Here is a 25,388-nt window from a genome sequence, read left to right on the forward strand (position 1 = left end):
CTACTTACCAGCCTTTCCGACCTTGCGGCGGATGACTTCGCCGGCGTACTTGACACCCTTGGCCTTGTACGGGTCGGGCTTCCGCAGCTTGCGGATGTTGGCGGCGACCTCGCCGACCTTCTGCTTGTCGATGCCCTCGACCGAGAACTTGGTGGGCGACTCGACCTTGAAGGAGATGCCCTCGGGCGCCTCGATCAGGATCGGGTGGCTGTAGCCAAGCTGGAACTCCAGGTTGGAGCCCTTCGCGGCGACGCGGTAACCGACACCGCTGATCTCAAGAGCCTTGACGTAACCCGTGGTCACGCCGGTGATCATGTTCGCCACCAGCGTGCGGGACAGGCCGTGCAGGGCCTTGTTCTGACGCTCGTCGTTGGGGCGGGTGACGTTCAGAACGCCGTCCTCACCCTTGACGATCTCGATCGGCGCCTTGACGGTGAGCGCGAGGGAACCCTTGGGGCCCTTCACAGCCACTGCCTGGCCGTCGATGGTGACGTCCACACCGGCGGGAACCTGGATGGGGAGCTTGCCGATTCGCGACATTGCTTTTCCTCCGTTCCCGACTACCAGACGTAGGCGAGGACTTCCCCACCTACGCCCTTCTTGCCTGCCTGCTGGCCGGTGAGCAGACCGTGGGACGTGGAGATGATCGCCACGCCCAGGCCGCCGAGCACCTTCGGCAGGTTGGTGGACTTTGCGTACACACGCAGACCGGGCTTCGAGATCCGCTTGATGCCCGCAATGGAGCGCTCGCGGTTCGGGCCGAACTTCAGCTCGAGGACGAGGTTCTTGCCGACCTCGGCGTCCTCGACCTTCCAGCCGGTGATGAAACCCTCCTGCTTGAGGATTTCTGCGATGTGCGACTTGATCTTGCTGTGCGGCATCACGACGGAGTCGTGGTACGCCGAGTTAGCGTTACGCAGACGCGTGAGCATGTCTGCGATCGGGTCAGTCATGGTCATGAAGTGGCCTTCGGCCTCTCTCGCCGGGGTTTCCTGTATGCGCCATCCCTCTCCCCACTCAGTGGCGGGACGGGTGCGGTGCGGGGACCTACGGCGTAGTAAGTCGTTATGGGCGGCGGACGCCCAACCACACAAGCCTAAGGCATGCGCGGCCGGGCATCCGCCGACCAGATGCTTACCGAGAGTGCCTGGTACTCCTCAAGTCCTTGCGGACGAGAGGGAATTACCAGGAGCTCTTGGTCACGCCCGGCAGCTCGCCACGGTGAGCCATCTCACGAAGGCAGACGCGGCACAGGCCGAACTTGCGGTACACGGAGTGGGGGCGACCGCAGCGCTGGCAGCGGGTGTACGCACGCACACCGAACTTGGGCTTGCGGGCAGCCTTCGCGATGAGAGCCTTCTTCGCCATCTCGCTTACGCCTCCTTGAAGGGGAAGCCGAGGTGACGAAGGAGGGCGCGGCCCTCGTCGTCGTTGGTCGCCGTGGTAACCACGGTGATGTCCATACCCCGGGTACGGTCGATCTTGTCCTGGTCGATCTCGTGGAACATGACCTGCTCCGTGAGACCGAAGGTGTAGTTGCCACGGCCGTCGAACTGCTTCGGCGACAGACCACGGAAGTCACGGATACGCGGCAGCGCGAGCGACAGCGTACGGTCCAGGAACTCCCACATGCGGTCACCACGGAGGGTGACGTGGCAGCCGATCGGCTGACCCTCGCGCAGCTTGAACTGCGCGATGGACTTGCGGGCCTTCGTGACGGCCGGCTTCTGACCGGTGATCGTCGTCAGGTCCTTGATGGCGCCGTCGATCAGCTTGGAGTCGCGGGCGGCGTCGCCCACACCCATGTTGACCACGATCTTCACGAGGCCGGGAATCTGCATGACGTTCTCGTAGGAGAACTCTTCACGCAGCTTGCCCGCGATGTCCTCGCGGTACTTCGTCTTGAGACGCGGAGTGGTAGCCATCAGATGTCCTCACCCGTCCGCTTGGCAACGCGGATCTTGTTGCCCTCGTCATCGAAGCGGAAACCGACGCGGGTAACGACCTTCTGGCCGTCCTTCTCCACAACCAGCTGAACGTTGCTGACGTGGATCGGCGCCTCGGTGATCACGATGCCACCGGTCTGCGAGCCACCAGCGGTCTGGCCGGCCTTGGTGTGCTTCTTGACCCGGTTGACACCCTCGACGAGGACGCGGTTCTCAGTAGGGATGGCCAGAATGACCTTGCCCTGCTTGCCCTTGTCCTTACCGGTGATGACCTGAACCAGGTCGCCCTTCTTGATCTTCATGCTTACAGCACCTCCGGCGCGAGCGAGATGATCTTCATGAACTTCTTCTCGCGCAGCTCACGGCCCACCGGGCCGAAGATACGGGTGCCGCGAGGGTCGCCGTCGTTCTTCAGAATGACGGCGGCGTTCTCGTCGAAGCGGATGTACGAGCCGTCCTGGCGGCGGCGTTCCTTCACGGTGCGAACGATGACCGCCTTGACGACGTCACCCTTCTTCACGTTGCCACCGGGGATCGCGTCCTTGACGGTGGCAACGATGACGTCACCGATGCCCGCGTAGCGGCGACCGGAACCACCGAGAACACGGATGCAAAGGATCTCCTTGGCACCAGTGTTGTCGGCGACACGCAGTCGCGACTCCTGCTGGATCACGTCTATCTCCTGTTTGTCTGCCGGTTCCCGGCGGGGGCATCACTCCGAAGAGCTACCGCCCCCACCGAGCCTGGCGGAACGAACCTGAGGGGCCCCTGGGCGTGATGCCCAGGGCCTCAGATAATTACTTGGCCTTCTCGAGGATCTCGACGATGCGCCAGCGCTTGCTCGCCGACAGCGGACGCGTCTCCATGATGAGGACGCGGTCGCCGACGCCGGCAGCGTTCTGCTCGTCGTGCGCCTTGAGCTTGTTCGTACGGCGGATGACCTTGCCGTACAGAGCGTGCTTCACGCGGTCCTCGACAGCGACGACGACGGTCTTGTCCATCTTGTCGCTGACGACAAGACCCTCACGGGTCTTGCGGAAGCCGCGGTCAGTCGTCTCAGTCACGTTCTTCTCGCTCATCAGGCGCTCTCCACCGTCTCGATACCGAGCTCACGCTCGTGCATCAGGGTGTAGATGCGAGCGATGTCCTTACGGACGGACTTGAGCCGGCCGTTGTTCTCCAGCTGACCCGTGGCCGCCTGGAAGCGCAGCTTGAACAGCTCTTCCTTGGCCTCGCGCAGCTTGCCAACGAGCTCCTCGTTACCGAGCTCACGCAGCTCGGACGCCTTGGTTCCCGTCGCCATCACGACTCACCTGCCTCGCGCCGAACAATCCGGCACTTCATCGGAAGCTTGTGAGCAGCGCGGGTGAGCGCCTCACGAGCAATCTTCTCGTTCGGGTAGGACAGCTCGAACATGACCCGGCCCGGGTGCACGTTCGCGATCCACCACTCGGGAGAACCCTTACCGGAACCCATGCGGGTCTCGGCAGGCTTCTTCGTCAGGGGACGGTCCGGGTAGATGTTGATCCAGACCTTGCCGCCACGCTTGATGTGGCGGGTCATCGCGATACGAGCCGCCTCGATCTGGCGGTTCGTCACGTAGGCGGGGGTAAGCGCCTGGATGCCGTACTCGCCGAACGAGACCTCAGTACCGCCCTTGGCCATACCGCGGCGCTTCGGGTGGTGCTGCTTGCGGTGCTTGACCCTACGAGGGATCAGCATGTCGGTCAGGCCTCCGTTCCGGTGCTCTCAGCCGGAGCGGCGGCGGGAGCGTCGGCCTTGGGGGCCTCGGCACCAGCAGCCTGCTGCGGCTTGCGGCCACCACGGCCGCCGCGCTCGCCACCACGGCCACCACGGCCGGCGGGACGGTCGCCAGCGCCGGCGGCACCACGGGCCGGGCGGTTACCCGCACGGGCCGCAGCGTTCTCGGCGCGAACCTCGGCGATGTTCTTGACGTCGCCCTTGTAGATCCAGACCTTCACACCGATACGGCCGAAGGTGGTCTTGGCCTCGAAGAAGCCGTAGTCCACGTTCGCGCGGAGGGTGTGCAGCGGCACACGGCCTTCGCGGTAGAACTCGGAGCGGGACATCTCGGCGCCGCCGAGACGGCCGCCACACTGGATCTTGATGCCCTTGGCGCCGGCCTTCATCGTGCCCTGCATGCTCTTACGCATGGCGCGACGGAAGGAGACGCGGGAGGAGAGCTGCTCGGCAACGGCCTGGGCAACCAGCTGAGCGTCGACCTCGGGGTTCTTGACCTCGAGGATGTTCAGCTGGACCTGCTTGCCCGTGAGCTTCTCGAGGTCACCGCGGATGCGGTCGGCCTCGGCGCCACGGCGGCCGATGACGATGCCCGGACGAGCGGTGTGGATGTCCACACGCACGCGGTCACGGGTGCGCTCGATCTCAACCTTCGAGATGCCGGCGCGCTCCATGCCGGACGTCATCATCCTGCGGATGGCGACGTCTTCCTTGACGTAGTCCTTGTACAGCTTGTCGGCGTACCAACGCGACTTGAAGTCGGTGGTGATGCCGAGCCGGAACCCGTGCGGGTTTACCTTCTGGCCCATTACCGGGAACCTTCCTTGCTGCTGACGACCACGGTGATGTGGCTGGTCCGCTTGCGGATCCGGTAGGCACGGCCCTGGGCACGCGGACGGAACCGCTTCAGGGTCGGGCCCTCGTCCACGTACGCCTCGCTGATGACCAGCGTGGAGGCGTCCGGGTGGTTGTAGTTGTGTGCGGCGTTGGCAATGGCGCTGTCAAGCACCTTGCCAACCGGCACGCTCGCGGCCTGCGGGGCGAAACGCAGGACCGCCTGAGCCTCCGTGGCATCCATGCCACGGATAAGGTCCACCACTCGGCGGGCCTTCATGGGCGTGACGCGGATGTACCGCGCCTGGGCCCTGGCTTCCATGGTTGTCCCTTCGGTGTAAGTCATAGTCGTAACCACCCCGCCTTTAGCGGCGCTTCGACTTCCGGTCGTCCTTGACGTGGCCGCGGAAGGTGCGAGTCGGCGAGAACTCGCCGAGCTTGTGGCCGACCATCGACTCGGTGACGAACACCGGGACGTGGATCTTGCCGTTGTGCACCGCGATGGTGTGACCCAGCATGGCCGGGATGATCATCGAGCGACGGGACCAGGTCTTGATGACGTTCTTGGTACCGGCTTCGTTCTGTACGTCCACCTTCTTGATGAGGTGTCCGTCGACGAAGGGTCCCTTCTTGAGACTGCGCGGCATCTAAACCCGCTCCTAGCGCTTCTTGTTCGTCTTGCGGCGGCGGACGATGTACTTGCTCGAAGCCTTCTTCGGCGAGCGAGTACGACCCTCCTTCTGACCCCACGGGGAGACCGGGTGACGACCACCGGAGGTCTTACCCTCACCACCACCGTGCGGGTGGTCGACCGGGTTCATCGCGACACCGCGGACGGAGGGGCGAACGCCCTTCCAGCGCATGCGGCCGGCCTTGCCCCAGTTGATGTTCGACTGCTCGGCGTTGCCGACCTCACCGACGGTCGCGCGGCAGCGCGCGTCGACGAGACGGATTTCACCGGACGGCATACGAAGGTGGGCCATGGTGCCCTCCTTCGCCAGCAGCTGCACGGAGGCACCAGCGGAGCGGGCGAACTTGGCGCCGCCACCGGGACGGAGCTCGATCGCGTGGATCGTGGTACCGACCGGGATGTTGCGGAGAGCCAGGTTGTTGCCGGGCTTGATGTCGGCCGTGGGGCCGTTCTCAATCCGGTCGCCCTGCTTCAGGTTCTTCGGCGCAATGATGTAGCGCTTCTCGCCGTCTGCGTAGTGCAGAAGCGCGATGCGCGCAGTGCGGTTGGGGTCGTACTCGATGTGCGCGACCTTGGCCGGCACGCCGTCCTTGTCGTGACGACGGAAGTCGATCACACGGTAGGCGCGCTTGTGGCCGCCACCCTGGTGTCGAACCGTGATCCGACCGGTGTTGTTACGGCCGCCCTTGCTGTGCAGGGGGCGGACCAGCGACTTCTCCGGCGTGGACCGCGTGATCTCGACAAAGTCGGCGACGCTGGAGCCACGACGGCCCGGGGTCGTCGGCTTGTACTTGCGGATACCCATTTCTCAGTCCTCGTCCGATTCCGGACGACTAGACCTCCGTTAGGAGGCCTGGCCGCCGAAGATGTCGATTCGGTCGCCCTCAGCGAGGGTCACGATGGCGCGCTTGGTGTCAGCGCGCTTGCCGAAACCGGTCTTGGTGCGCTTGCGCTTACCCTGACGGTTGATCGTGTTGACCCCGGTGACCTTGACCCCGAAGACCGCCTCGACGGCCTGCTTGATCTGGGTCTTGTTGGAGCCGGGCGCGACGATGAACGTGTACTTGTTCTCGTCCAGCAGCGCGTAGCTCTTCTCCGAGACAACCGGCTTGATCAGCAGGTCGCGCGGGTCAGTGAAGGTCTTGCTGGTAACGGTCGCCTCAGACATCAGGCGTCGCTCCCTTCGGTCTCATCGGCCTTGGGGCCAGACACGAAGGACTCGAAAGCGGCCTGAGTGAAGACCACGTCGTCAGAGACGATCACGTCGTACGTGTTCAGCTGGCCCGGCTCCAGGATGTGCACCTGGGGCAGGTTGCGGGCGGACAGCCACGCAGCCTCGTCGGCGCGCTCGACGACCAGGAGCACGTTCTTGCGCTCCGAGATCTTGCCGAACAGCGTCTTGGCGGCCTTCGTGGAGGCGGCACCCTCGACCACGCCGGTGACGACGTGGATGCGGGAGTGACGCGCACGGTCCGAGAGGGCACCGCGGAGGGCGGCGGCCTTCATCTTCTTCGGGGTCCGCTGCGAGTAGTCACGCGGCTGCGGGCCGTGGACGACGCCACCGCCGACGAACTGCGGAGCGCGGGTGGAACCCTGGCGAGCGCGGCCGGTGCCCTTCTGGCGGTACGGCTTGCGGCCACCACCACGGACTTCGCCACGACGCTTGGTCTTGTGCGTGCCCTGACGGGCAGCAGCCAGCTGAGCGACAACGACCTGGTGGATCAGCGGAACGCTGGTCTTCGCGTCGAAGATCTCCGCGGGGAGCTCGACGGTACCGGCCTTGTCGCCTGCCGGCGAAAGGATGTCAATGGTGCTCATTACCTCAAGCCCCCTTGGCCGCGGTACGGACCAGGACGAGGCCGCCGTTCGGACCGGGGACCGCGCCCTTGATGAGGAGCAGACCCTTCTCCGCGTCAACCGCGTGGATGGTCAGGTTCTGGGTGGTGACGCGCTCGTTGCCCATACGACCGGCCATGCGCATGCCCTTGAAGACACGCCCAGGGGTGGCGCAGCCACCGATCGAACCGGGGGAGCGGTGCTTGCGCTGGACGCCGTGCCCGGCGCCGAGGCCCTTGAAGTTGTGACGCTTCATGACACCGGCGAAGCCCTTGCCCTTGCTGTTGCCCGTGACGTCAACCTTGACGCCGGACTCGAACACGGCAGCCGTGATCTCCTGGCCGAGCGTGTACTCGCTGGCGTCGGAGGTACGGAGCTCCACCAGGTGGCGGCGGGGGGTGACGTCGGCCTTGGCGAAGTGACCCTTGAGGGGCTTGTTCACCTTGCGCGGGTCGATCTCGCCGAAGGCGATCTGGACCGACTCGTAGCCATCGATCTCGTTCTTACGGACCTGGGTAACAACGCAGGGCCCGGCCTTGACCACGGTCACCGGGACGACACGGTTGTTCTCGTCCCAGACCTGGGTCATGCCGAGCTTCTCGCCCAGGACGCCCTTGATCTGCTTTGCCATCTTCTCCGTGCCTCTCAGAGCTTGATCTCGATGTCAACGCCGGCCGGAAGGTCCAGGCGCATCAGCGAGTCAACGGTCTTGGGCGTCGGGTCGAGGATGTCGATCAGGCGCTTGTGAGTGCGCATCTCGAAGTGCTCGCGCGAGTCCTTGTACTTGTGCGGCGACTTGATGACGCAGTACACGTTCTTCTCAGTGGGCAGCGGCACCGGGCCCGCGACCGACGCACCAGTGCGCGTCACCGTCTCGACGATCTTCTTCGCCGACGAATCGATGACCTCGTGGTCGTAGGCCTTGAGCCGGATGCGGATCTTCTGTCCCGCCATGGCTACTCCGTAGTCCTGTCTGTTGTGGAAACGCTCTGGTTCTCGGCCGGCTGCGGATCGCTCCGCCGCTCTCCTCCGACCCACGCGGTCGGGCGTGTCGCGCTCCCTCTACAGAAAATTCCCATACGGAAATTCCCTCGTCCAAGGGGGCGCGGTCCCAAGACCGCAGATCGGGGGCAAACACCCACCGAGTACCTGGCAGGCACCGTGCTGACGCTTCCCAGAAGATTCCCGTACGTCCGCCCCATTGCTGCCCCGAGAGGCAGGTAAGGCGACGAGTACTGTGGGACTCGCTTCCGGTCCTCCCGGCGGGAGGCGCGCAGCATCGGCACACGGCCGAGCAACTTGAGTAGTCTGCCATACGAGACGCGTATGGCGCCAATCGGGCGGAAGAGAATACCCCGCCACGCTGAGTGGTCAAACTGCACCACGCGGCGGGGGTCCCCGTCCCTGTTCCGGCGCCCGCTCAGGACCGCGACATGACGCCGTAGTCCGCCCGTCGGTCGGTTTCCAGGCCCTTGCTGCGGTCGTACGGGTCCACGGGGGTGCCCGAGGGGGTCGGCCCAGGTTGGCCGCGACCAGGAACTGCTTGGTCTTCGCCAGCGCGTCGGCGACCTGCTCCTTCCGGCTCGGGCCCTCAGCGGTGGCGCCAGAGCACCCACCCGTGCGTCGTGTTCACCTCGGCCGCGTACCAGCCCGCGGGCGCCGTCGGCCAGGTGTCCTGCGGCCTCGCGTCCTTCGGGGTCAGCCCCAGTACGGCCGCGTCCGCGGCGGCCGGCGGCCGCTCACCGTGCTTGAGGTCCCTGGTCCAGACCCGCCCGTCGTACACCTCGTACCCCTGGGCCATCCGCAGGTCCCAGTTCGCGCTCGGGTCCATCACCAGGTTCTCGCCCGGCTCGAGGCCGGCCGACTCGGTGAAGCCGGTGGCGGCGGCCCTGCGCTGGTTCGTGTGCGGCTCGGCCACGTTCGAGGTGACCGCGGTCGTCGCGTAGAGCGCGAACAGGGACAGCGACACCGCCACGGCCCAGACCGCCCGGCGCCCGCCGGCCAGCCGGAAGAGCACGCAGACGGCGAGGACCAGCAGCGCGCCGGCGCTCGTCCGCCCCATGTGCAGCCGCGTCCACTCCGAGGCCAGGAACAGGGCGTCCGGCATGCCCCACGGGATGATGCCCACCTTGTGGAGGCCCTTGCCGACCACCAGGATGACGACCTCCGCCGTGACCGCGGTGAACAGCACCGCCCCCGCCGACAGCCGCAGCAGCGCACCGGTTCGCGCCCGCGCCAGCACCGCGGCACCGACCACGAAGAACGCCGGGACCAGCGGGGCCAGGTAGCGGGCGTAGACCCAGTTGTCGATCCGGCCGTGGTCCTCCGGCAGTCCCGCGGCCGAGGCGAGCGCGATCCCGCACAGCAGGGCGACCATGACGAAGGAGACCACCCGCGAGGCCCGGGTGAAGCGGGAGCCGAACACCGCGCACGCGCACAGCACGACGGCGAGCGCGCCGAAGCCCCAGGACGAGACCGAGAAGTACCAGAACTGGCCGATCGTACGGGTCACCGTGCGGCGCAGCAGTTCCGGTTCGATCAGGGCGTCCAGGACCTTCGTGCCCACCGAGCTCGGCGGCGTGTCCTTGAACCGCGCCTCCAGCCGGCCGGACAGCAGCCGGGCGCCGAGCACGGAGACGGCCAGTCCGCCCCAGGCCGCGAGCGTGGACCGCGGGGGCGCCCACCTGAAGACGAGTGCGCCCACGAAGACCGCCGCGGTGAGGGCCACGACCACCCCGCCACGGTCGTGCACCGCCATGGAGTAGCCGGCCAGCAGACCGGCCCCGGCCCCGTACCGCGCGCGGCGGCGCGCGGCGCCCTCGCTCAGCCAGCCGTGCAGCGTGACCAGCCAGCCGAGGAGGACCGCGGGGAGCACGGTGTCGGCCATGGCGAACTCGGAGTAGAAGACCACGGGCGGCATCAGCGCGGCCGCCGTGGCGATCGGGAACGAGAGTCCCCTGGACAGGTCGAGCCGGCGCAGGGCGGCGAAGGCCAGGAGGAAGACGAGCGCGTTGAGCAGCGTGTTGATCCCCATGACCAGCTGGTAGGCGGTGATCGGATCGTCCGCGATCCGCAGGGCCGGGGAGATGAGCAGCGCATAGCCGCCGGGGATGACCGAGCCGACCGGCATCTCCGTCGTCGGCCGCCCCGCGAGCACCCGCGCCAGCACGAGGTACGAGGACTCGTCCGCGTGGACCGCCGGGTAGGCCTTGCCCCACACCAGGGAGAGGCGGAACAGCACCTGCGCGAGGTATCCGGCGGTGAGCGCCGCCGGCCAGAACCACCGCCGGCCGGCGAAGGACTCCCACTCCCGCCGTGCGAGCGGCCGCCCGGTCCCGGCCGGCTTCGCCGGCCGCTCGGGAGCGGACGTGTCGTTCACTCCGGCCTTGCCCATCATTTCGGTTCCCGCCTTCAACTCTGGTACGTCCTGTTCACGTTGGGACCGCTCGCCGAGGCGTGCGGTCTCCTGGAGGTAAAGTCCGCGGACATGACCGTCACCGCTCCCGTGCCCGTCCCGGTAGCCGAGCACCGGGCCCCGAGCAGCTCCAGTGGCCGCATACCTCGCGCCTTCGCCCTCACGGCCGCCGAGGCGGCCGTGTCGGTTCTCGCGGCCCTGCTCCTCGTCTTCCTGAGCGAGCGCCTCGCCGTGAATCCCCTGCAGCGGGTCGGGCAGGTCAGCGGGCTGGCCGGCATCCAGCTGCGGCTGCTGGTGCTGCTGGCCGCGACCGTGGCGCTCTACCTGGTCCTGTCCCGGTGGATGCCCGGTGCGGCAGTGCGCATCGGCGCGGCGGCCGTGGCCGGCCTGGCCACCGGTGTGACCGCGAGCGGCAGCGTGGTGGCCCTGCGGGGAACCAGCTGGCCGTACAACGGGTACGGCGGTGACATCGGCAACCTGCAGCAGTGGGCGTTCCACGTCATGGACGGGGTGCCCCTGCCGGCCGAGTACCCGCCCGGCTTCCCGCACGTGCTGGCCTGGGCCTCCCGGCTGTTCTTCGACGGCAACGCCTCGCTCGCCGTCAAGTGGGTGATGATCGGCTTCCTGGCGGTCTCCGGCCCGGTCGCCTATCTGGCCTGGCGCATGCTGCTGCCCCCGCTGTGGGCCCTCGGCATCGGTGTCACGGCGTCCCTGACGCTGATCGAGCCGTACAAGCCGTACTCCCCGATCGTCCTGATCGTCGTCATCCCCGTGCTGGCCAAGCTCGCGCAGGTGGTGACGGATTCCTCGGAGCCCGGACGCAAGCGCTCGCTCGCGATCGGCGCGGGTCTCGGAGCGCTGCTCGCCGCGCTGTTCCTGCTGTACGCGGGCTGGTTCGTGTGGTCGGCGGTCGGCGTGATCGTGCTCTTCGCCGTGGTGCTGACCGGCCGTGCCCGCTCGGGCGGGAAGCGCGCGCTGCTGGACGCGCTGCTGCCGCTGGCGACCGCCTCCGTCGTCTTCCTCGCACTGGCGGGGCGCTACATGCTCCGGCTGCTCGGCGCGAGCGGAGCCACCCGGGACACGTACTTCTACTTCGACACCGCCACCGATCCGGCCTACTTCGCCTCGTCGGGCACCGCGTTCCCCGGCCCGCTGCGCTCCCTCGGGTGGCCGCTGCCGGGCGAGCTCGGCGGTGTCGGCCTCTTCACCGTCCTGCTGGTCGTCGGCCTGGGCGCGGCCATCGCGCTCGGCCTGCGCCGGCCGCTGGTGCTGACCCTGGCGGCCTGCACCGGCAGCGCCTTCCTGCTGCGCTACTGGTACGCCTCGCACATGGCGGCCGACGGCGCCGTGCAGCTGTACCCGCGCACCAGCCTGCAGATCGTCTACTGCATGCTCGCGCTGTCGGGCGTGGCCGTGTACCTCGGCGTACGGCGCCTCCGGGCGTGGGCCCGCGCCCACGAGGTGCGGCTGCCCGGCCGCGAGGCCCTGCGGGCGGGCGGGCGCAGTCCCCGGGCCGCCGTGATCGGTGTCCTGGTCTCGCTCGGGCTCCTCTTCGGCTCGGCCGGATCGTCCACGGCCGACTCCTACATGCCCCGGCCCCCCTCCGGGAACACCCTCGGCACCCTGGCCTGGACGGCGCACACCACGGGAATGCCCAACGGGAAGTGCCCGAAGTACGCACCTCACGGAAAGTGCACGCCGTACCACCCGCTGAAGCGCACGAGGAAGGACTGAGCTCACCCCCGCCCGGTGGTGAAGACGTGCCGGGCCAGCGTCCGGACGCCCGCCCGGTGTCCCCGGCGCAGTGCGCCGGGCAGCATTCCGAGCGCGTGCAGGCGGGAGCCGTGGTGGAGACGGGCCGCGCGGGCGGCCCTGGGCCAGCCGCGGGCCTCCATCCGCTCGGCGACCGCCGAGAAGTAGCGCTCGGCCTCGGTGAAGCGGGTGCCGGAGAGGGCCTGGACGGAGGACTCGCTGGCCGCGTGCCGGCGGTACCGGAAGACCGTGGTGGACTCGTCGATCACCATCCGCTCGCCGGCTTCGAGCAGGTCCACGACGAGGGCCAGGTCCAGGATCACCGAGTAGTCGTCCCGGAAGTTCACCCGGCGCAGCGCCGGGCCGCGCCAGGTGATCGACGGGAAGTAGAGCCAGTTCCCGCGCAGCACGCCGGCGGCCGGCTCCTCGCCGGCCATCACCCTTTGGCCCTTGACCCGCGGGGCGAACATCCACCGCTTGGCCGCGTCGGGCAGGCCCCGCCTGACCCGCCCCGCGCCGTCGATCACCTCGACGCCGGGCTGGACCATGCCGACCCCGGGGTGGGCGCCGAGGATCCCGCGCACGGTCTCCAGGTAGTGCGGGTGCAGCAGATCGTCGCAGCCCATGATGACCACGTGGTCGGCCTCGGAGAGCTCGACGCACTTCTGGAAGTTCCTCGTGATGCCGAGGTTGCGCTCGTTGCGGAGGTACTCCACGCGCGCGTCGCCCAGCCCCCGGAACCAGCCGGGCACGTCCGGCTCCCGGCCGTCGTCGATCACGACGAGCCGGAAGTCGCGGTCGGTCTGCGCCAGGACGCTGCGGACGGCGTCCTGCATCTGCCGCACGTCCCCGTAGTAGGGGAGCATGAAGTCGAAGGACCCCATGGGACGTCAGGCCTTGACGGAGTCCGCGCCGGAGGAGGACCCGGCGCCGGAGGAGGACCCGGCGCCGGCGGGCCCGGCCGGGCCGTCGGGCGGTCCGAGCCGGACGTCGTTGTGCCGGACGCCTTCGTTGATGGCGACCGTCCGGGCGAGGTCGGTGATCTTCTGCTCCAGCGAGCGGAAGCGCAGGAAGGTGTTGAGCGTGAGGAAGCCCATCGCGAGGACCATCACGTAGAGCACGAGGTCGGTGCCCCGGCCGACACCGAGGTGCCGGCCGACCCAGGTCACGTCGGTCGGGCGGAGCACCGCGTACACGTTGACGACGACGAACACCGAAAAGGCAATTCGTTTCCAGGCCCGGTTCTTGGCCTGGCTCCAGGTACGGATGAACACCAGCGCCATGGAAACGGAACCGGCGATGAGCAGCAGCTGGATCCAGAAATATTTCATCGACGCCCACGCTCCCGCAGTGAGATATCAAAAACGATGTTGACGCCGTTGATGAGGGACTGGCCCTTGGCACGCGAATAATCGGTGTAGAGGATGTCCACCGGTATCTCGGTGACCCGCAGGTCGGAGCCGGCGAGGAAGCCGACGAGCTCGGAGGCGTGGGCCATGCCGTTCATGGTGATGTTCAGCCGCTCGGCGGCCCCGCGGCCCAGTACCCGCAGACCGTTGTGCGCGTCGGTGAGCCCCAGCTTGCGTGCGGTGGGGCTGACCGCGGCGGCCGTGCGCAGCACGACCTGCTTGATCCACGGCACCTGGCCGTTCCGCTCGATGAACCGGGAGCCGAGCACCACGTCGGCGGCGCCGTCCCGCAGGACCGCGACCATCGTCTCGACGTCCTTGGTCTGGTGCTGACCGTCCGCGTCGAAGGTTGCGAAGTACTGTGCGCCGGGCTGGGCGAGTGCGTAGGTGAGGCCGGTCTGCAGGGCCGCGCCCTGACCGAGGTTGACCGGATGACGCACCAGGTGGGCGCCCGTGGTCGCCACGTGCTCGGCCGAATCGTCGGTGCTGCCGTCGTCCACGACGACGATGTTCGGAAAGGTCTTGCGGGCCTCCTCGACCACGTCGGCGACCACTTGGCCCTCGTTGTAGGCGGGGATGACCAGCCAGACATCGTCGTACTCGGACACGGCAGCTCCAACGGAACGAGGCACGCGGGCGTGCCAGCCCTCTCACGGCGGCCGTATCTCGGGGCCCCAGGCGCCCCAACCTAGCCAGTTCGGGTTTCGCGAAGCTGGCGCGCAGGCAACGTTCACACGGACAGCGTGGTGTCCGGCGGGGTCCTCAACCCACCTTGCTTTCCCGGGCCGGACGGGCCAGAGCGGTGAAGCCGGGGGTGGCGAGGGCCTCGGCCAGCTGCTGCTGCCAGTCGCTCATCGGGGCCAGGCCCGCCCGGGCCCAGCGGTCGTGTGCGAGGACGCTGAAGGCGGGGCGGACCGCGGGCCGCACGAAGGAGTCGGAGGTGGTCGGACGGATCCGCTCGGGGTCCAGGTCGCACAGCCGGTAGACCTCGCGGGCCAGCCCGCACCAGGTTGTCGCGCCGCTCGCGGTGCCGTGGTAAATGCCCGCGGGGGCCCGGCCGGCCAGTGCGGCGCGTCCGAGCTCGACGAGCCGCCTGGCGAGCGCGGCGGACCAAGTGGGCTGACCCTGTTGGTCGTCGACCACGTCGAGGGTGTCCCGCCGGGCGGCCAGAGCGAGCATGGTGGCGACGAAGTTCGGGCCGTGTTCCCCGTACAGCCAGGCGGTGCGGACCACGTAGCCGTCCTGCGGCAGGAGTTCGGCCACGGCCTGCTCGCCGATCAGCTTGGAGCGGCCGTACGCGTTCACCGGCCCGGTGGCCGCGTCCTCGGAGTAGGGCTCCGCGGCGTCGCCGGGCAGTACGTAGTCCGTGGAAATCTGCAGCAGGCGGGCCCCGTTGGCGGCGCAGGCCCCGGCGAGGATCCGTACGCCGGTGCCGTTGACGGCGGCGGCGGCCTCCTCGGCCGTCTCCGCGCCGTCCACGTCGGTCCAGCCGGCGCAGTTGACGACGAGGGTCACGCCCCGGAGGGCGGACCGGACGGCGGCCCGGTCGGTGATGTCAAGCTCGGCACGGCCGAGGCCGACGGCCTCGATGGCATGGCGCCGCAGTTCTGCCAGGACGTCCTGGCCCAGCATTCCGGCCGCGCCCGTGACGAGCCATCGGCCTTTACCCCGGTCACCGGTCACTTCTGCCGTTCCGCCTTCGTCTCGGCCCGCGGGGCGCATCCATATTCGGCGCCTCCGTTTCCGTAAGGCGGAATGTCCCTCTCCGATAACCGGTCGTTCCGTCTGGGCCGGAATCCGCCCCTCACCAGGATGCACATGAAGTGAACATTAGCCGCGTGCCGCACCGGGCACGGACTTAACCGGAAACTGCCCCGCCCCCTCGCATACTGTGGCGCCATGCGTGGAATTCTCTTGGCCGGCGGCACCGGATCCCGACTCTGGCCGCTGACGCGGGCAGTTTCGAAGCAGCTGCTGCCCGTCTTCGACAAGCCGATGATCTACTACCCGCTCTCGACTCTGGTCATGGCCGGGATCAGCGAGATCCTCGTCATCACCACCCCGGACGACCGCGACCAGTTCGAGCGCCTGCTCGGCGACGGCTCGCAGTTCGGCATCCGGCTGGAGTACGCCGTCCAGGAACGCCCCGAAGGCATCGCCCAGGCCTTCGTCCTCGGCGCCGACTTCATAGGCGACGACTCCGTCGCCCTGATCCTCGGCGACAACATCTTCCACGGCAGCGGCCTCGGCACCCGCCTCGCGCTGCACACCGACTGCAAGGGCGGCCGGGTCTTCGCGTACCCGGTGGCGGACCCGACGGCGTACGGCGTGGTCGAGTTCGACGAGGACGGCCAGGCGATATCCATCGAGGAGAAGCCCGACAAGCCCAAGTCCCGCTACGCGGTGCCCGGCCTGTACTTCTACGACAACCAGGTCGTGGAGATAGCCCGCGGGCTGAAGCCCAGCGCCCGGGGGGAGCTGGAGATCACCGCCGTCAACGACGCGTACCTCCAGGCCGGACAGCTGAAGGTCACCATCCTCGACCGCGGTACCGCCTGGCTGGACACCGGCACCTTCGTCTCGATGGTGCAGGCCTCGGAGTTCGTGCGCGTGATCGAGGAACGACAGGGCTTCAAGATCGGCTGCATCGAGGAGGCCGCCTGGCGGGCGGGCCTGATCGACTCCGCGCAGCTGCGCACGCTGGCCGAGCCGCTCACCAAGAGCGGATACGGGGACTACCTGATCGGTCTACTCGAAGAGGAGGCCGCCCGATGAAGTTCCGCGAGCTCTCCATCGAGGGCGCCTTCGAGATCACGCCCCAGCAGCACGGTGACCCGCGCGGCATGTTCATGGAGTGGTACCGCTTCGACCGCCTCGCCGAGGTCGTCGGGCACCCCCTGAAGCTGGCGCAGGCCAACCTCTCGGTCTCCCAGCGCGGGGTGGTCCGCGGCATCCACTTCGCCGACGTCCCGCGCGGCCAGGCCAAGTACGTCACCTGCGTGCGCGGCGCCGTGCTCGACGTCATCGTGGACGTCCGCGTCGGCTCCCCGACCTTCGGCCGCTGGGAAGGCGTCCGCCTGGACGACCTGGACCGCCGCGCCGTCTACCTCCCCGAGGGCATGGGCCACGGCTTCTGCGCGCTGACCGACGACGCCACCCTGTCCTACCTCTGCTCGGAGACGTACAACCCGACGGGTGAGCACTCGGTCCACCCGCTCGACCCCGACCTGGGCATCGACTGGCCAGCGGACGTTCCGCTGCTGTCGGCCCGTGACGACGCGGCCGCCTCTCTGGCCGAGGCCACCGCCTCCGGCCTGCTGCCGGACTATGCCGCCTGCGTCGAGTTCACGGAGTCCCTGCGGGAGAAGTAGCCGCCGATCGGGGAGCCGCGTACGCGAGAGGGCCGCGCCCCCGGGGGTGCGGCCCTCGGCACGTGTGCCCGTACGACGAAGGGCCCCTCCCCCGTCGCGTGAACGACGGGGAAGGGGCCCTCCTGTCAAACATGGTGCCCGCTCGCGCGAGCTACCAGGTCAGAACACGAATTACTTCGTGATCTTGGTGACCTGGCCGGCGCCCACGGTACGACCACCCTCACGGATGGCGAACTTGAGGCCCTCCTCCATGGCGACCGGCTGGATCAGCGCGACCGTCATCTCGGTGTTGTCGCCCGGCATGACCATCTCCGTGCCGGCCGGCAGGGTGACAACACCCGTGACGTCGGTGGTACGGAAGTAGAACTGCGGACGGTAGTTGTTGAAGAAGGGGGTGTGACGGCCACCCTCGTCCTTCGACAGGATGTAGGCCTGGGCCTCGAACTCGGTGTGCGGGGTGACCGAACCGGGCTTGATGATGACCTGGCCGCGCTCGACGTCCTCGCGCTTGATGCCACGGAGGAGCAGACCGACGTTCTCGCCCGCCTGGCCCTCGTCGAGCAGCTTGCGGAACATCTCGATACCGGTGACCGTGGTGGTGGTCTTGGTCTCCTTGATACCGATGATGTCGACGGTCTCGTTGACCTTCAGGACACCACGCTCGATACGGCCGGTGACGACGGTACCGCGACCGGTGATCGTGAAGACGTCCTCGACGGGCATGAGGAACGGCAGCTCGGTGTCACGCGGCGGGGTCGGGATCGCCTCGTCGACGGCAGCCATGAGGCCGAGAAGCTTCTCGCCCCACTCCTTGTCGCCCTCGAGCGCCTTCAGCGCGGAGACGCGGACGACCGGAAGGTCGTCGCCCGGGAACTCGTAGTCGGAGAGGAGCTCACGAACCTCGAGCTCGACGAGCTCCAGGATCTCCTCGTCGTCCACCATGTCGGCCTTGTTCAGGGCGACGACGATGTACGGAACGCCGACCTGGCGGGCCAGGAGCACGTGCTCCTTGGTCTGCGGCATCGGGCCGTCGGTGGCGGCGACCACGAGGATCGCGCCGTCCATCTGCGCGGCACCGGTGATCATGTTCTTGATGTAGTCCGCGTGACCCGGGCAGTCGACGTGGGCGTAGTGACGCGCCTCGGTCTGGTACTCGACGTGCGCGATGGAGATGGTGATACCGCGCTGGCGCTCTTCGGGAGCCTTGTCGATCTGGTCGAAGGCCGAGGCCTCGTTCAGGTCCGGGTACGCGTCGTGCAGCACCTTGGTAATGGCGGCCGTGAGGGTCGTCTTACCGTGGTCAATGTGACCGATGGTGCCGATGTTGACGTGCGGCTTAGTCCGCTCGAACTTCGCCTTCGCCACGGGGTCCTCCTGGAGAGTGGTTCTGTACGCCTTACAGATCGGCGCCAGGTGATCTTTGCTGGAAAGCCGGTACCCCGGGGCAACGGGAGGGTTACTCCTGTTGCCCCTGAGGCTCCGGTGACAAGCCTAAAGCGTGTACTCGGAAGAGTTACTCGCCCTTGGCCTTCGCGATGATCTCCTCGGCGACGTTCCGGGGAACCTCGGCGTAGGAGTCGAACTGCATCGAGTAGCTGGCGCGACCCGAGGTCTTGCTGCGGAGGTCTCCGACGTAGCCGAACATCTCCGAGAGGGGCACGAGGCCCTTCACGAGGCGAGCACCGTGACGCTCCTCCATGGCCTGGATCTGGCCACGACGGGAGTTGATGTCACCGATGACGTCACCCATGGACTCCTCCGGCGTGGTGACCTCGACGGCCATCATCGGCTCGAGGAGCACGGGAGAAGCCTTGCGCGCGGCCTCCTTGAAGGCCTGCGAACCGGCGATCTTGAAGGCGAGCTCGGAGGAGTCGACCTCGTGGTAGCCACCGTCGAGAAGAATGACGCGGACGCCGGTCATCTCGTAGCCGGCGAGGATGCCGAACTTCATGGCTTCCTGCGCACCCGCGTCGACCGAGGGGATGTACTCCCTCGGAATGCGGCCACCGGTGACCTTGTTCACGAACTCGTACGCCGGACCGTCGGCCTCGAGGATCGGCTCGATCGCGATCTGCACCTTGGCGAACTGACCGGTACCACCGGTCTGCTTCTTGTGGGTGTAGTCGTGACGCTCCACCGTCTGGCGGATCGTCTCGCGGTAAGCGACCTGCGGCTTGCCGACGTTGGCCTCGACCTTGAACTCGCGCTTCATACGGTCGACCAGCACCTCGAGGTGCAGCTCGCCCATACCACCGAGGATGGTCTGGCCGGTCTCTTCGTCCGAGTGAACGTGGAAGGAGGGGTCCTCCTCCGCGAGAGACTGGATGGCGACACCCAGCTTCTCCTGGTCACCCTTGGACTTGGGCTCGATGGCGACCTGAATGACCGGGGCCGGGAAGTCCATGGACTCCAGGATGACCGGGTTCTTGTCGTCACACAGCGTCTCACCGGTGGTGGTCTGCTTCAGGCCCATGACGGCGACGATGTCACCGGCGCCCACCGCTTCGATCTCTTCACGCTTGTTGGCGTGCATGCGGTAGATCTTGCCGATGCGCTCCTTCTTGCCCTTGACGGAGTTCAGCACCGCAGTGCCGGCCTCCAGGCGGCCCGAGTAAACCCGGACGAAGGTGAGCTTGCCGAGGTGCGGGTCGCGCATGATCTTGAACGCGAGCGCCGCGAGGGGCTCCTCGTCAGACGGCTTGCGCTTCACGACGACCTCGGCGTCCTTGACGTCGTGGCCTTCGATGGCCTCGACGTCCAGGGGCGAGGGGAGGTAGCGGACGACGGCGTCGAGCAGGGGCTGAACGCCCTTGTTCTTGAACGCCGTGCCACAGAACACCGCGGTGACGGTGGCGCCACTCTCACCCTTGGAGCCGATGATGATGCGACGCACAGCGGCGTGCAGCTGCTCGACGGTGGGCTCGACGCCCTCGAGGAACAGCTCCATGATCTGGTCGTCGTTCTCGGCGACCGTCTCGACCAGCTTGGCGTGCCACTCTTCAGCGGCTTCCTTGTGGGTGTCCGGGATGTCGACGATGTCGTACATCTCGCCCTTGGTCGCCTCGGCGGACCAGACGAACGCCTTCATGGTGACCAGGTCGACAACGCCCTGGAAGTCCATCTCGGCACCGATGGGGAGCTGCATGACGATCGGAACCGCACCGAGGCGGTCCTTGATCATGTCGACACAGCGGTGGAACTCGGCGCCGGTGCGGTCCAGCTTGTTGACGAAGCAGATGCGCGGGACGCCGTAGCGGTCCGCCTGACGCCAAACGGTCTCGGACTGCGGCTCCACACCGGCGACACCGTCGAACACGGTGACGGCACCGTCGAGGACGCGGAGCGAACGCTCCACCTCGACCGTGAAGTCAACGTGACCCGGGGTGTCGATGATGTTGATGGTGTGGTCGACGTCTTCGAGCGGCCAGTGACAGGTCGTCGCGGCAGACGTGATCGTGATGCCGCGCTCCTGCTCCTGCTCCATCCAGTCCATCGTGGCAGCGCCGTCGTGGACTTCACCGATCTTGTAAGACACACCGGTGTAGAACAGGATGCGCTCGGTGGTGGTCGTCTTGCCCGCGTCGATGTGAGCCATGATGCCGATGTTGCGCACCTTGGCCAGGTCAAGCGAAGTGGTAGCCATATCGGCTCAGTCTTCTCTCGGTCTCGATGTGGGTTGGGACTACCAGCGGTAGTGCGCGAAGGCCTTGTTGGACTCGGCCATCTTGTGCGTGTCCTCGCGCTTCTTGACGGCAGCGCCAAGACCGTTGGAGGCGTCCAGCAGCTCGTTCATGAGGCGCTCGGTCATCGTCTTCTCGCGGCGGGCGCGGGAGTAACCCACGAGCCAGCGCAGCGCGAGGGTCGACTGACGACCCGGCTTGACCTCGATCGGCACCTGGTAGGTGGCGCCACCGACGCGGCGGGACTTGACCTCGAGCGACGGCTTGACGTTCTCCAGCGCGCGCTTCAGCGTGATGACCGGGTCGTTGCCGGTCTTCTCGCGGAGGCCTTCCATGGCGCCGTAAACGATGCGCTCGGCGGTGGAGCGCTTGCCGTTCAGGAGGATCTTGTTGATGAGCGACGTCACCAGAGGAGATGCGTAGACCGGGTCGATGATGACCGGGCGCTTCGGGGCGGGGCCCTTACGAGGCATTTTTTACTTCTCCTTCTTGGCGCCGTAGCGGCTGCGGGCCTGCTTGCGGTTCTTGACAGCCTGGGTGTCAAGCGCACCGCGGATGATCTTGTAACGAACACCCGGCAGGTCCTTCACACGGCCACCACGCACGAGCACGATCGAGTGCTCCTGCAGGTTGTGTCCCTCACCCGGAATGTAAGCGGTGACCTCGATGCCAGAGGTCAGACGCACACGCGCGACCTTACGCAGCGCCGAGTTCGGCTTCTTCGGGGTGGTCGTGAACACTCGCGTGCAGACGCCGCGACGCTGGGGCGAAGCCTCAAGCGCGGGGGTCTTTGTCTTCTCGACCTTGTCCTGCCGGCCCTTACGGACCAGCTGCTGGATCGTAGGCACTACTTCTCCGGTTTCTGTGTGCCGTGTAGTGAAGCTAACCTGGAACATTTGCCGACCCACGCGGTCGGGTGTGTCGGATCCGGCGGACCTCCACGCAAGCGTGGAAACGCATGAATCGCGGTGGCTGATACGGCTCAGGTGCGGTTGATGGACACGCACAGGAGCCCAGGCACACCCCAGGCACAAGGTCTGAGCGTACCTACCGCATCCACTCCGGTCAAAACAAAAGCCCCGGGCCAGGAAGCCCGAAGGGCCCTTTGACCAGTCGCCACAAGGCCGAAGCCCGGATGCGGGCCCTGCGACGTGCGGCCGTGGTGCACATGTGCTAGGCGCCGGCCCCTTCCTCGCCGTCCTTCCCGGGCCTCGCGGCATACAGGGCCAGGAAGAGCGGCTTGTACAGCGCCTCCTCCTCGGGCGAGCGCCGTGCCCGGTGGTAGGCCACGCCCAGGGCGTGCTCCGTCGCCCTCGCGCCGCGGCCGAGCAGCCAGCGCGCCATCCGCGGCCTCCCCTGGCGGACCGCGAGCTCCAGAGCCGTGCGGCCCCTCATCACCACGTCGACGTCCTGGCCCCGGTCGAGGAACAGCGCCACGATGTGGGGGTGGCCCTCGTCCCCGCTGGTGGCCGCCACCGGCAGCGGGACCAGCTCCATCTCCCCCTGGGGGCCCACGGGAGCTCCGGCGTCGAGCAGGGCCCTGACCACCTCGAGGTCGGGGTGCATCGCCGCCAGGAGCATGGGCGTCAGCTCGGCGTACTCACCCGCCGGCCCGCCCGGATCCGCGCCCGCTGCCAGGAGCAGCCGGACGGTCTCGGCCTGCCCCGCGCTCACCGCGAGCTCCAGCGGGGTACGCCGGCGCGCGTTCGGGGCGTCCGCCTCGGCCCCCTCCGCGAGCAGCCGGATCACCGTCGGCGCATCGCCCTCTTCCGCAGCCCTGGCCAGCTGGTTCGATAGGTCCATGACCGCATGATCCCCGGCCGCCCGGCCGCCGTGCCACAGAGATTCCCCGGGCCCCTCGAGCGCCGACAACCCGGGGCCCGGCAACCCGAGACCCCCTGCTCCACCGAAAGGGGGAACCCCGGGGGCCGGATCCGGCGGGCGCACCCTGCGCACACGCGTCCGGACCACCCCGCCGGGAGCCGTCCGGCCGCCCGCCGGAGCCGACGCGCCCGGCCCCGCACCTACGGGACCGGCCGTGCGCCGCCGTGGAACCGGAGCCGCCGCGCGGCACCATGGTGGCCGGATTCGCCCGGGTCGCCGGATCGCGGCCCTCCTGGTCCGAGCCGGACAGAACAGCCGTGTGTGCCACCGGTCGGACAGCCGACCAGCAGGGAGCAGACCCTTGGGGATCTTGGCCGTCGAGCCCGCGACGCAGAGCAGCCCGCCCCCCGGTCAGGACCGGCCCCGGCCCGCACCGCGCCGGGCCACCCCCTTCCACGGCCCGCTCCTCGCGTTCCTCATCGCCTCGGGCGCCTTCTGCGCGTCCTGGGCGGCCCGGGGCACCTACCCCTTCGGCGACACCGGCCGGGCCGTCAACGACCAGGCCAACCAGTACGTCCCCTTCCACCGGGCCCTGTGGGACCTGGTGCACGGCCGGGCCGCCGGCGATCTGCTCTTCACCTGGAACGGCGGCTTCGGCCAGCAGTTCCTGTCCGACTACCACACCTACCTCGGCAACCCCTTCTCGTGGCTGGCCGTCCTCGTCCCCCGCGCCCACGTGGACCTCGCCGTCTTCGCGATCACCCCGGTCACGATGGGCACCGCCGCCGCCCTGATGACCGTCTACCTCGGCAAGCTCCACCCGGGCCCCTGGTGGCAGCGGGGCGTCCTCGGAGCCGTCTACGGGCTGTGCGGCTGGGCTCTCAGCGACGCCTCGTACATCCCCATGTGGCTGTGGGGCCTGGTCGCGCTGCCGCTCCTGGGCATCGCCGTCGAGTGGTGCCTGGAGGACCGCCGCTGGCCCGGCGTGGCCCTGCTGGTCGCGCTCGCCTGGTTCGGGAACTTCTACACCGCGATGATGGCGACGATGGCCGCCTGCGTGCTGCTCGCCGTCCGCCTCGTCGTCCTCGAGCTGACCGGTGCCCAGCGGCTGCGCGCAGCGTGGCGGGCCGGGACGGCCACCGCGACGGGCGTCCTGCTCACGCTCCCCCTGCTGCTGCCCGCGTTCCTCGCCAGCAGGGCCGCCCAGCCCACCGGGGCGGCCGCCTTCGATCCCGTCCGGATCGACGCCTTCCTGACGGGCATGCTCCCGGGCACCCACCTGTGGGGCGGCCGGCCCCGGTTGTACGTGGCCTCGCTCGGCCTGATCCTGGCCGGGTCCTTCCTCCTCAACACGGGGATCGCGCGCAGGACCCGCCTGGCATGGACGGGGGCGGCCCTGCTCGTCGCCCTCTCGTTCCAGTTCCCGCCCACCCAGTACGTATGGCACGGGCTCGCGGTGCCCAACGGCAACCCGTACCGCGAGACCTTCGTGTTCAGCGGCATGGTGGTGATCATCGCCTGGCTGTCGCTGACCGGCCGGCCGCGCCCGCCGCACCTGGCGCTGACGGCGGCCCTGCTGGTCGCCGCCGCCTTCGCGCTGCGCCACACCCACGACTTCGGCGGGACCACCTGGCCGGCCGTCCTGGGCGGCGGCGCCGTGTCGCTCCTCGCGCTGGTCCTGCTGGCGCTGGGCGACCGCCACCGCCTACTGATCCCCGTGGCCGCGGTCCTCATGGTCGGCGTCGTCTTCGCCGAATCCACCGCCGCCGCGGCCAACGCGGACGCCCGCCGCGCCCGCGAGCGCTGGGCGAAGCCGATCGCCACCTCCGGCCCGTCGATCACGAACCACTTCGACGCCGTCCGCTCCGTCGAGGGCTGGCCCGCGTACCGCACCGACTCGGGCGGCCCGCAGACCTCGTACAACGACGCGCTCGCGCTCCGGGCGCAGGGCCCGCAGTACTACAGCAGCTACCTCCCCGAGGCCACCTACAAGGCCCTCGAACCCCTCGGCTACGGCCACAAGAACGACGGCCGCACCATCTTCGGCGCCGACAATCCCGTCCTGGACGCGATCTTCTCGATCGGCGCCCGCGCCGAACCGGGCCCGGAGAAGAACAGCTGGACGGCCCGCACCTTCCCCGCCCCTCCGCTGGTCACCGTCCGCAGCGCCCCGTACACCTCCCCCAACCCCCCGGGCGGCGTCTACGCCCACCAGGAGCAGGTGCTCGGCGCCACCGTCTACCAGGTCCCGCCCGTCGCCCGCGGCGGCAGCGCCGCGAAACAGCGGTACACCGCCCGGTGCACCCCCGGCTCCGAAGCCTTCTGGTACTCGCCCCGGCTGTACGGCGCCCTCTCCTTCGGGGGCGCCGAGAGGCCCTTGCAGGACCGGATGGCCGGGGTCCTGCGCCTGGGCGAGGTACCCGCCTCGGGCCGGGTCGACGTCACCGTGCGGACCCGTACCCGGGGCGGCACCGCCGGCCCGCACCCCGTCGGCTGCCTGGACCGGGCCGCACTCGCCACGAGGGTCGGCCGCCTCACGGTCACGGGCGCCACCCGGGTCAGCGCGGGCGGCCACACCATCGAGGCCACCCTCCCGAAGGAGGCCTCCGGGACCGCGGTCTTCGCGATGACCGCCGTCCCCGGCTGGCAGTGCTCCGCCCCGGTGAAGAGCTTCCACGGCCTCGTCTCCCTGGACATCCCGCAGGGCACGGACAAGGTGTCCTGCACCTTCAGCCCCAAGGGCCTCACCCCCGGTCTGGCCGGGGCCGCCCTCGGCCTCCTGGCCCTGGCCTCGGTCACCGTGGCGGGCCTGCGCCGCCGCCGCACCGGGCCCTGATCCCCGCCGGGCCGTCCAGGACGCGAAGAAGCC

Annotated in this window: 31 protein-coding genes; 4 read left to right on the forward strand and 27 right to left on the reverse strand. The window is 68.5% G+C overall.

Annotated features, from left to right (window positions below):
- The 18 genes from rplF to ACFYM0_RS20935 form a co-directional block, all read right to left on the reverse strand.
- Positions 1–540, reverse strand: a complete 540-nt coding sequence (gene rplF, locus ACFYM0_RS20850) for a 50S ribosomal protein L6 (RefSeq protein WP_243333369.1) — start codon at positions 538–540, stop codon at positions 1–3.
- Between the two features lie 20 nt (positions 541–560).
- Positions 561–959: a 30S ribosomal protein S8 gene (rpsH, locus tag ACFYM0_RS20855; protein ID WP_008739698.1), complete on the reverse strand. Its 399-nt coding sequence runs from the start codon at positions 957–959 to the stop codon at positions 561–563.
- A gap of 223 nt (positions 960–1,182) precedes the next feature.
- On the reverse strand, positions 1,183–1,368 hold the full coding sequence (locus ACFYM0_RS20860) for a type Z 30S ribosomal protein S14 (RefSeq protein ID WP_003956452.1): 186 nt from the start codon (positions 1,366–1,368) through the stop codon (positions 1,183–1,185).
- A gap of 5 nt (positions 1,369–1,373) precedes the next feature.
- Positions 1,374–1,925, reverse strand: a complete 552-nt coding sequence (rplE, locus tag ACFYM0_RS20865; protein ID WP_030388859.1) for a 50S ribosomal protein L5 — start codon at positions 1,923–1,925, stop codon at positions 1,374–1,376.
- A complete protein-coding gene (rplX, locus tag ACFYM0_RS20870) occupies positions 1,925–2,248 on the reverse strand; it encodes a 50S ribosomal protein L24 (RefSeq protein ID WP_215023444.1) in 324 nt (107 codons plus the stop codon). Before rplX ends, rplE begins: the two co-directional genes overlap by 1 nt.
- 2 nt (positions 2,249–2,250) lie before the next feature.
- A complete protein-coding gene (gene rplN / locus ACFYM0_RS20875) occupies positions 2,251–2,619 on the reverse strand; it encodes a 50S ribosomal protein L14 (protein WP_003956455.1) in 369 nt (122 codons plus the stop codon).
- A gap of 124 nt (positions 2,620–2,743) precedes the next feature.
- On the reverse strand, positions 2,744–3,025 hold the full coding sequence (gene rpsQ / locus ACFYM0_RS20880) for a 30S ribosomal protein S17 (RefSeq protein WP_243333368.1): 282 nt from the start codon (positions 3,023–3,025) through the stop codon (positions 2,744–2,746).
- Positions 3,025–3,249: a 50S ribosomal protein L29 gene (gene rpmC / locus ACFYM0_RS20885; protein ID WP_008739703.1), complete on the reverse strand. Its 225-nt coding sequence runs from the start codon at positions 3,247–3,249 to the stop codon at positions 3,025–3,027. The genes rpsQ and rpmC overlap by 1 nt, the downstream gene beginning before the upstream one ends.
- Positions 3,249–3,668 carry a 50S ribosomal protein L16 gene (gene rplP / locus ACFYM0_RS20890; RefSeq protein ID WP_030026326.1) on the reverse strand — a complete coding sequence of 140 codons (420 nt, stop codon included), beginning with the start codon at positions 3,666–3,668 and terminating at the stop codon, positions 3,249–3,251. The genes rpmC and rplP overlap by 1 nt, the downstream gene beginning before the upstream one ends.
- Before the next feature lie 5 nt (positions 3,669–3,673).
- Complete coding sequence (gene rpsC / locus ACFYM0_RS20895; protein ID WP_112447746.1) at positions 3,674–4,516, reverse strand: 30S ribosomal protein S3; 843 nt, start codon at positions 4,514–4,516, stop codon at positions 3,674–3,676.
- Positions 4,516–4,863 (reverse strand): 50S ribosomal protein L22, encoded by a 348-nt coding sequence (rplV, locus tag ACFYM0_RS20900; protein ID WP_007265904.1) that lies wholly within the window; start codon positions 4,861–4,863, stop codon positions 4,516–4,518. Before rplV ends, rpsC begins: the two co-directional genes overlap by 1 nt.
- Before the next feature lie 43 nt (positions 4,864–4,906).
- Complete coding sequence (gene rpsS / locus ACFYM0_RS20905; RefSeq protein WP_023539342.1) at positions 4,907–5,188, reverse strand: 30S ribosomal protein S19; 282 nt, start codon at positions 5,186–5,188, stop codon at positions 4,907–4,909.
- A 12-nt stretch (positions 5,189–5,200) separates the two neighbouring features.
- Positions 5,201–6,037, reverse strand: a complete 837-nt coding sequence (gene rplB, locus ACFYM0_RS20910; protein ID WP_112447748.1) for a 50S ribosomal protein L2 — start codon at positions 6,035–6,037, stop codon at positions 5,201–5,203.
- 39 nt (positions 6,038–6,076) lie between these two features.
- Positions 6,077–6,400 carry a 50S ribosomal protein L23 gene (rplW, locus tag ACFYM0_RS20915; protein ID WP_030154694.1) on the reverse strand — a complete coding sequence of 108 codons (324 nt, stop codon included), beginning with the start codon at positions 6,398–6,400 and terminating at the stop codon, positions 6,077–6,079.
- On the reverse strand, positions 6,400–7,050 hold the full coding sequence (rplD, locus tag ACFYM0_RS20920; RefSeq protein WP_327254486.1) for a 50S ribosomal protein L4: 651 nt from the start codon (positions 7,048–7,050) through the stop codon (positions 6,400–6,402). The genes rplW and rplD overlap by 1 nt, the downstream gene beginning before the upstream one ends.
- A 4-nt stretch (positions 7,051–7,054) precedes the next feature.
- Positions 7,055–7,699 carry a 50S ribosomal protein L3 gene (rplC, locus tag ACFYM0_RS20925; RefSeq protein ID WP_112447750.1) on the reverse strand — a complete coding sequence of 215 codons (645 nt, stop codon included), beginning with the start codon at positions 7,697–7,699 and terminating at the stop codon, positions 7,055–7,057.
- A gap of 14 nt (positions 7,700–7,713) precedes the next feature.
- The gene (gene rpsJ / locus ACFYM0_RS20930) at positions 7,714–8,022 is read right to left on the reverse strand and encodes a 30S ribosomal protein S10 (RefSeq protein WP_003948644.1); all 309 of its coding nucleotides are present in this window, start codon (positions 8,020–8,022) and stop codon (positions 7,714–7,716) included.
- A gap of 637 nt (positions 8,023–8,659) precedes the next feature.
- A complete protein-coding gene (locus tag ACFYM0_RS20935; RefSeq protein ID WP_388503395.1) occupies positions 8,660–10,465 on the reverse strand; it encodes a hypothetical protein in 1,806 nt (601 codons plus the stop codon).
- 90 nt (positions 10,466–10,555) lie between these two features.
- On the opposite strand from ACFYM0_RS20935, the gene ACFYM0_RS20940 reads away from it, so the two are divergent.
- Positions 10,556–12,217: a hypothetical protein gene (locus ACFYM0_RS20940; RefSeq protein ID WP_388503397.1), complete on the forward strand. Its 1,662-nt coding sequence runs from the start codon at positions 10,556–10,558 to the stop codon at positions 12,215–12,217.
- Positions 12,218–12,219: 2 nt separating this feature from the next.
- Here the strand turns inward: ACFYM0_RS20940 and ACFYM0_RS20945 are convergent, their stop codons facing one another.
- The 4 genes from ACFYM0_RS20945 to rfbD form a co-directional block, all read right to left on the reverse strand.
- Positions 12,220–13,119, reverse strand: a complete 900-nt coding sequence (locus tag ACFYM0_RS20945) for a glycosyltransferase family 2 protein (RefSeq protein ID WP_388503398.1) — start codon at positions 13,117–13,119, stop codon at positions 12,220–12,222.
- Positions 13,120–13,125: 6 nt separating this feature from the next.
- Positions 13,126–13,566: a DUF2304 domain-containing protein gene (locus ACFYM0_RS20950; protein ID WP_388503401.1), complete on the reverse strand. Its 441-nt coding sequence runs from the start codon at positions 13,564–13,566 to the stop codon at positions 13,126–13,128.
- The gene (locus ACFYM0_RS20955; RefSeq protein ID WP_388503403.1) at positions 13,563–14,252 is read right to left on the reverse strand and encodes a glycosyltransferase family 2 protein; all 690 of its coding nucleotides are present in this window, start codon (positions 14,250–14,252) and stop codon (positions 13,563–13,565) included. The genes ACFYM0_RS20950 and ACFYM0_RS20955 overlap by 4 nt, the downstream gene beginning before the upstream one ends.
- 154 nt (positions 14,253–14,406) lie before the next feature.
- Positions 14,407–15,327: a dTDP-4-dehydrorhamnose reductase gene (rfbD, locus tag ACFYM0_RS20960; protein ID WP_388503406.1), complete on the reverse strand. Its 921-nt coding sequence runs from the start codon at positions 15,325–15,327 to the stop codon at positions 14,407–14,409.
- A 216-nt stretch (positions 15,328–15,543) separates the two neighbouring features.
- Here rfbD and rfbA point away from each other — a divergent pair, with 216 nt between their 5' ends.
- Positions 15,544–16,419: a glucose-1-phosphate thymidylyltransferase RfbA gene (rfbA, locus tag ACFYM0_RS20965; RefSeq protein WP_388503408.1), complete on the forward strand. Its 876-nt coding sequence runs from the start codon at positions 15,544–15,546 to the stop codon at positions 16,417–16,419.
- Positions 16,416–17,015 carry a dTDP-4-dehydrorhamnose 3,5-epimerase gene (gene rfbC, locus ACFYM0_RS20970; RefSeq protein WP_388503410.1) on the forward strand — a complete coding sequence of 200 codons (600 nt, stop codon included), beginning with the start codon at positions 16,416–16,418 and terminating at the stop codon, positions 17,013–17,015. Before rfbA ends, rfbC begins: the two co-directional genes overlap by 4 nt.
- Positions 17,016–17,186: 171 nt before the next feature.
- Here rfbC and tuf read toward each other — a convergent pair whose 3' ends face one another.
- From tuf to ACFYM0_RS20995, 5 genes are all read right to left on the reverse strand, one after another.
- A complete protein-coding gene (tuf, locus tag ACFYM0_RS20975) occupies positions 17,187–18,380 on the reverse strand; it encodes an elongation factor Tu (protein WP_266912806.1) in 1,194 nt (397 codons plus the stop codon).
- 148 nt (positions 18,381–18,528) lie between these two features.
- Positions 18,529–20,658 (reverse strand): elongation factor G, encoded by a 2,130-nt coding sequence (gene fusA / locus ACFYM0_RS20980; RefSeq protein ID WP_388503413.1) that lies wholly within the window; start codon positions 20,656–20,658, stop codon positions 18,529–18,531.
- 39 nt (positions 20,659–20,697) lie between these two features.
- The gene (gene rpsG, locus ACFYM0_RS20985; protein WP_215023410.1) at positions 20,698–21,168 is read right to left on the reverse strand and encodes a 30S ribosomal protein S7; all 471 of its coding nucleotides are present in this window, start codon (positions 21,166–21,168) and stop codon (positions 20,698–20,700) included.
- A 3-nt stretch (positions 21,169–21,171) separates the two neighbouring features.
- On the reverse strand, positions 21,172–21,543 hold the full coding sequence (gene rpsL / locus ACFYM0_RS20990; RefSeq protein ID WP_007265893.1) for a 30S ribosomal protein S12: 372 nt from the start codon (positions 21,541–21,543) through the stop codon (positions 21,172–21,174).
- Between the two features lie 325 nt (positions 21,544–21,868).
- A complete protein-coding gene (locus ACFYM0_RS20995; protein WP_388503417.1) occupies positions 21,869–22,498 on the reverse strand; it encodes an ankyrin repeat domain-containing protein in 630 nt (209 codons plus the stop codon).
- Between the two features lie 382 nt (positions 22,499–22,880).
- Here ACFYM0_RS20995 and ACFYM0_RS21000 point away from each other — a divergent pair, with 382 nt between their 5' ends.
- Positions 22,881–25,355 carry a YfhO family protein gene (locus ACFYM0_RS21000; RefSeq protein ID WP_388503420.1) on the forward strand — a complete coding sequence of 825 codons (2,475 nt, stop codon included), beginning with the start codon at positions 22,881–22,883 and terminating at the stop codon, positions 25,353–25,355.
- Positions 25,356–25,388 lie beyond the last annotated feature (33 nt).

This window comes from Streptomyces sp. NPDC006487, from assembly GCF_042870555.1.
Lineage (GTDB): Bacteria > Actinomycetota > Actinomycetes > Streptomycetales > Streptomycetaceae > Streptomyces.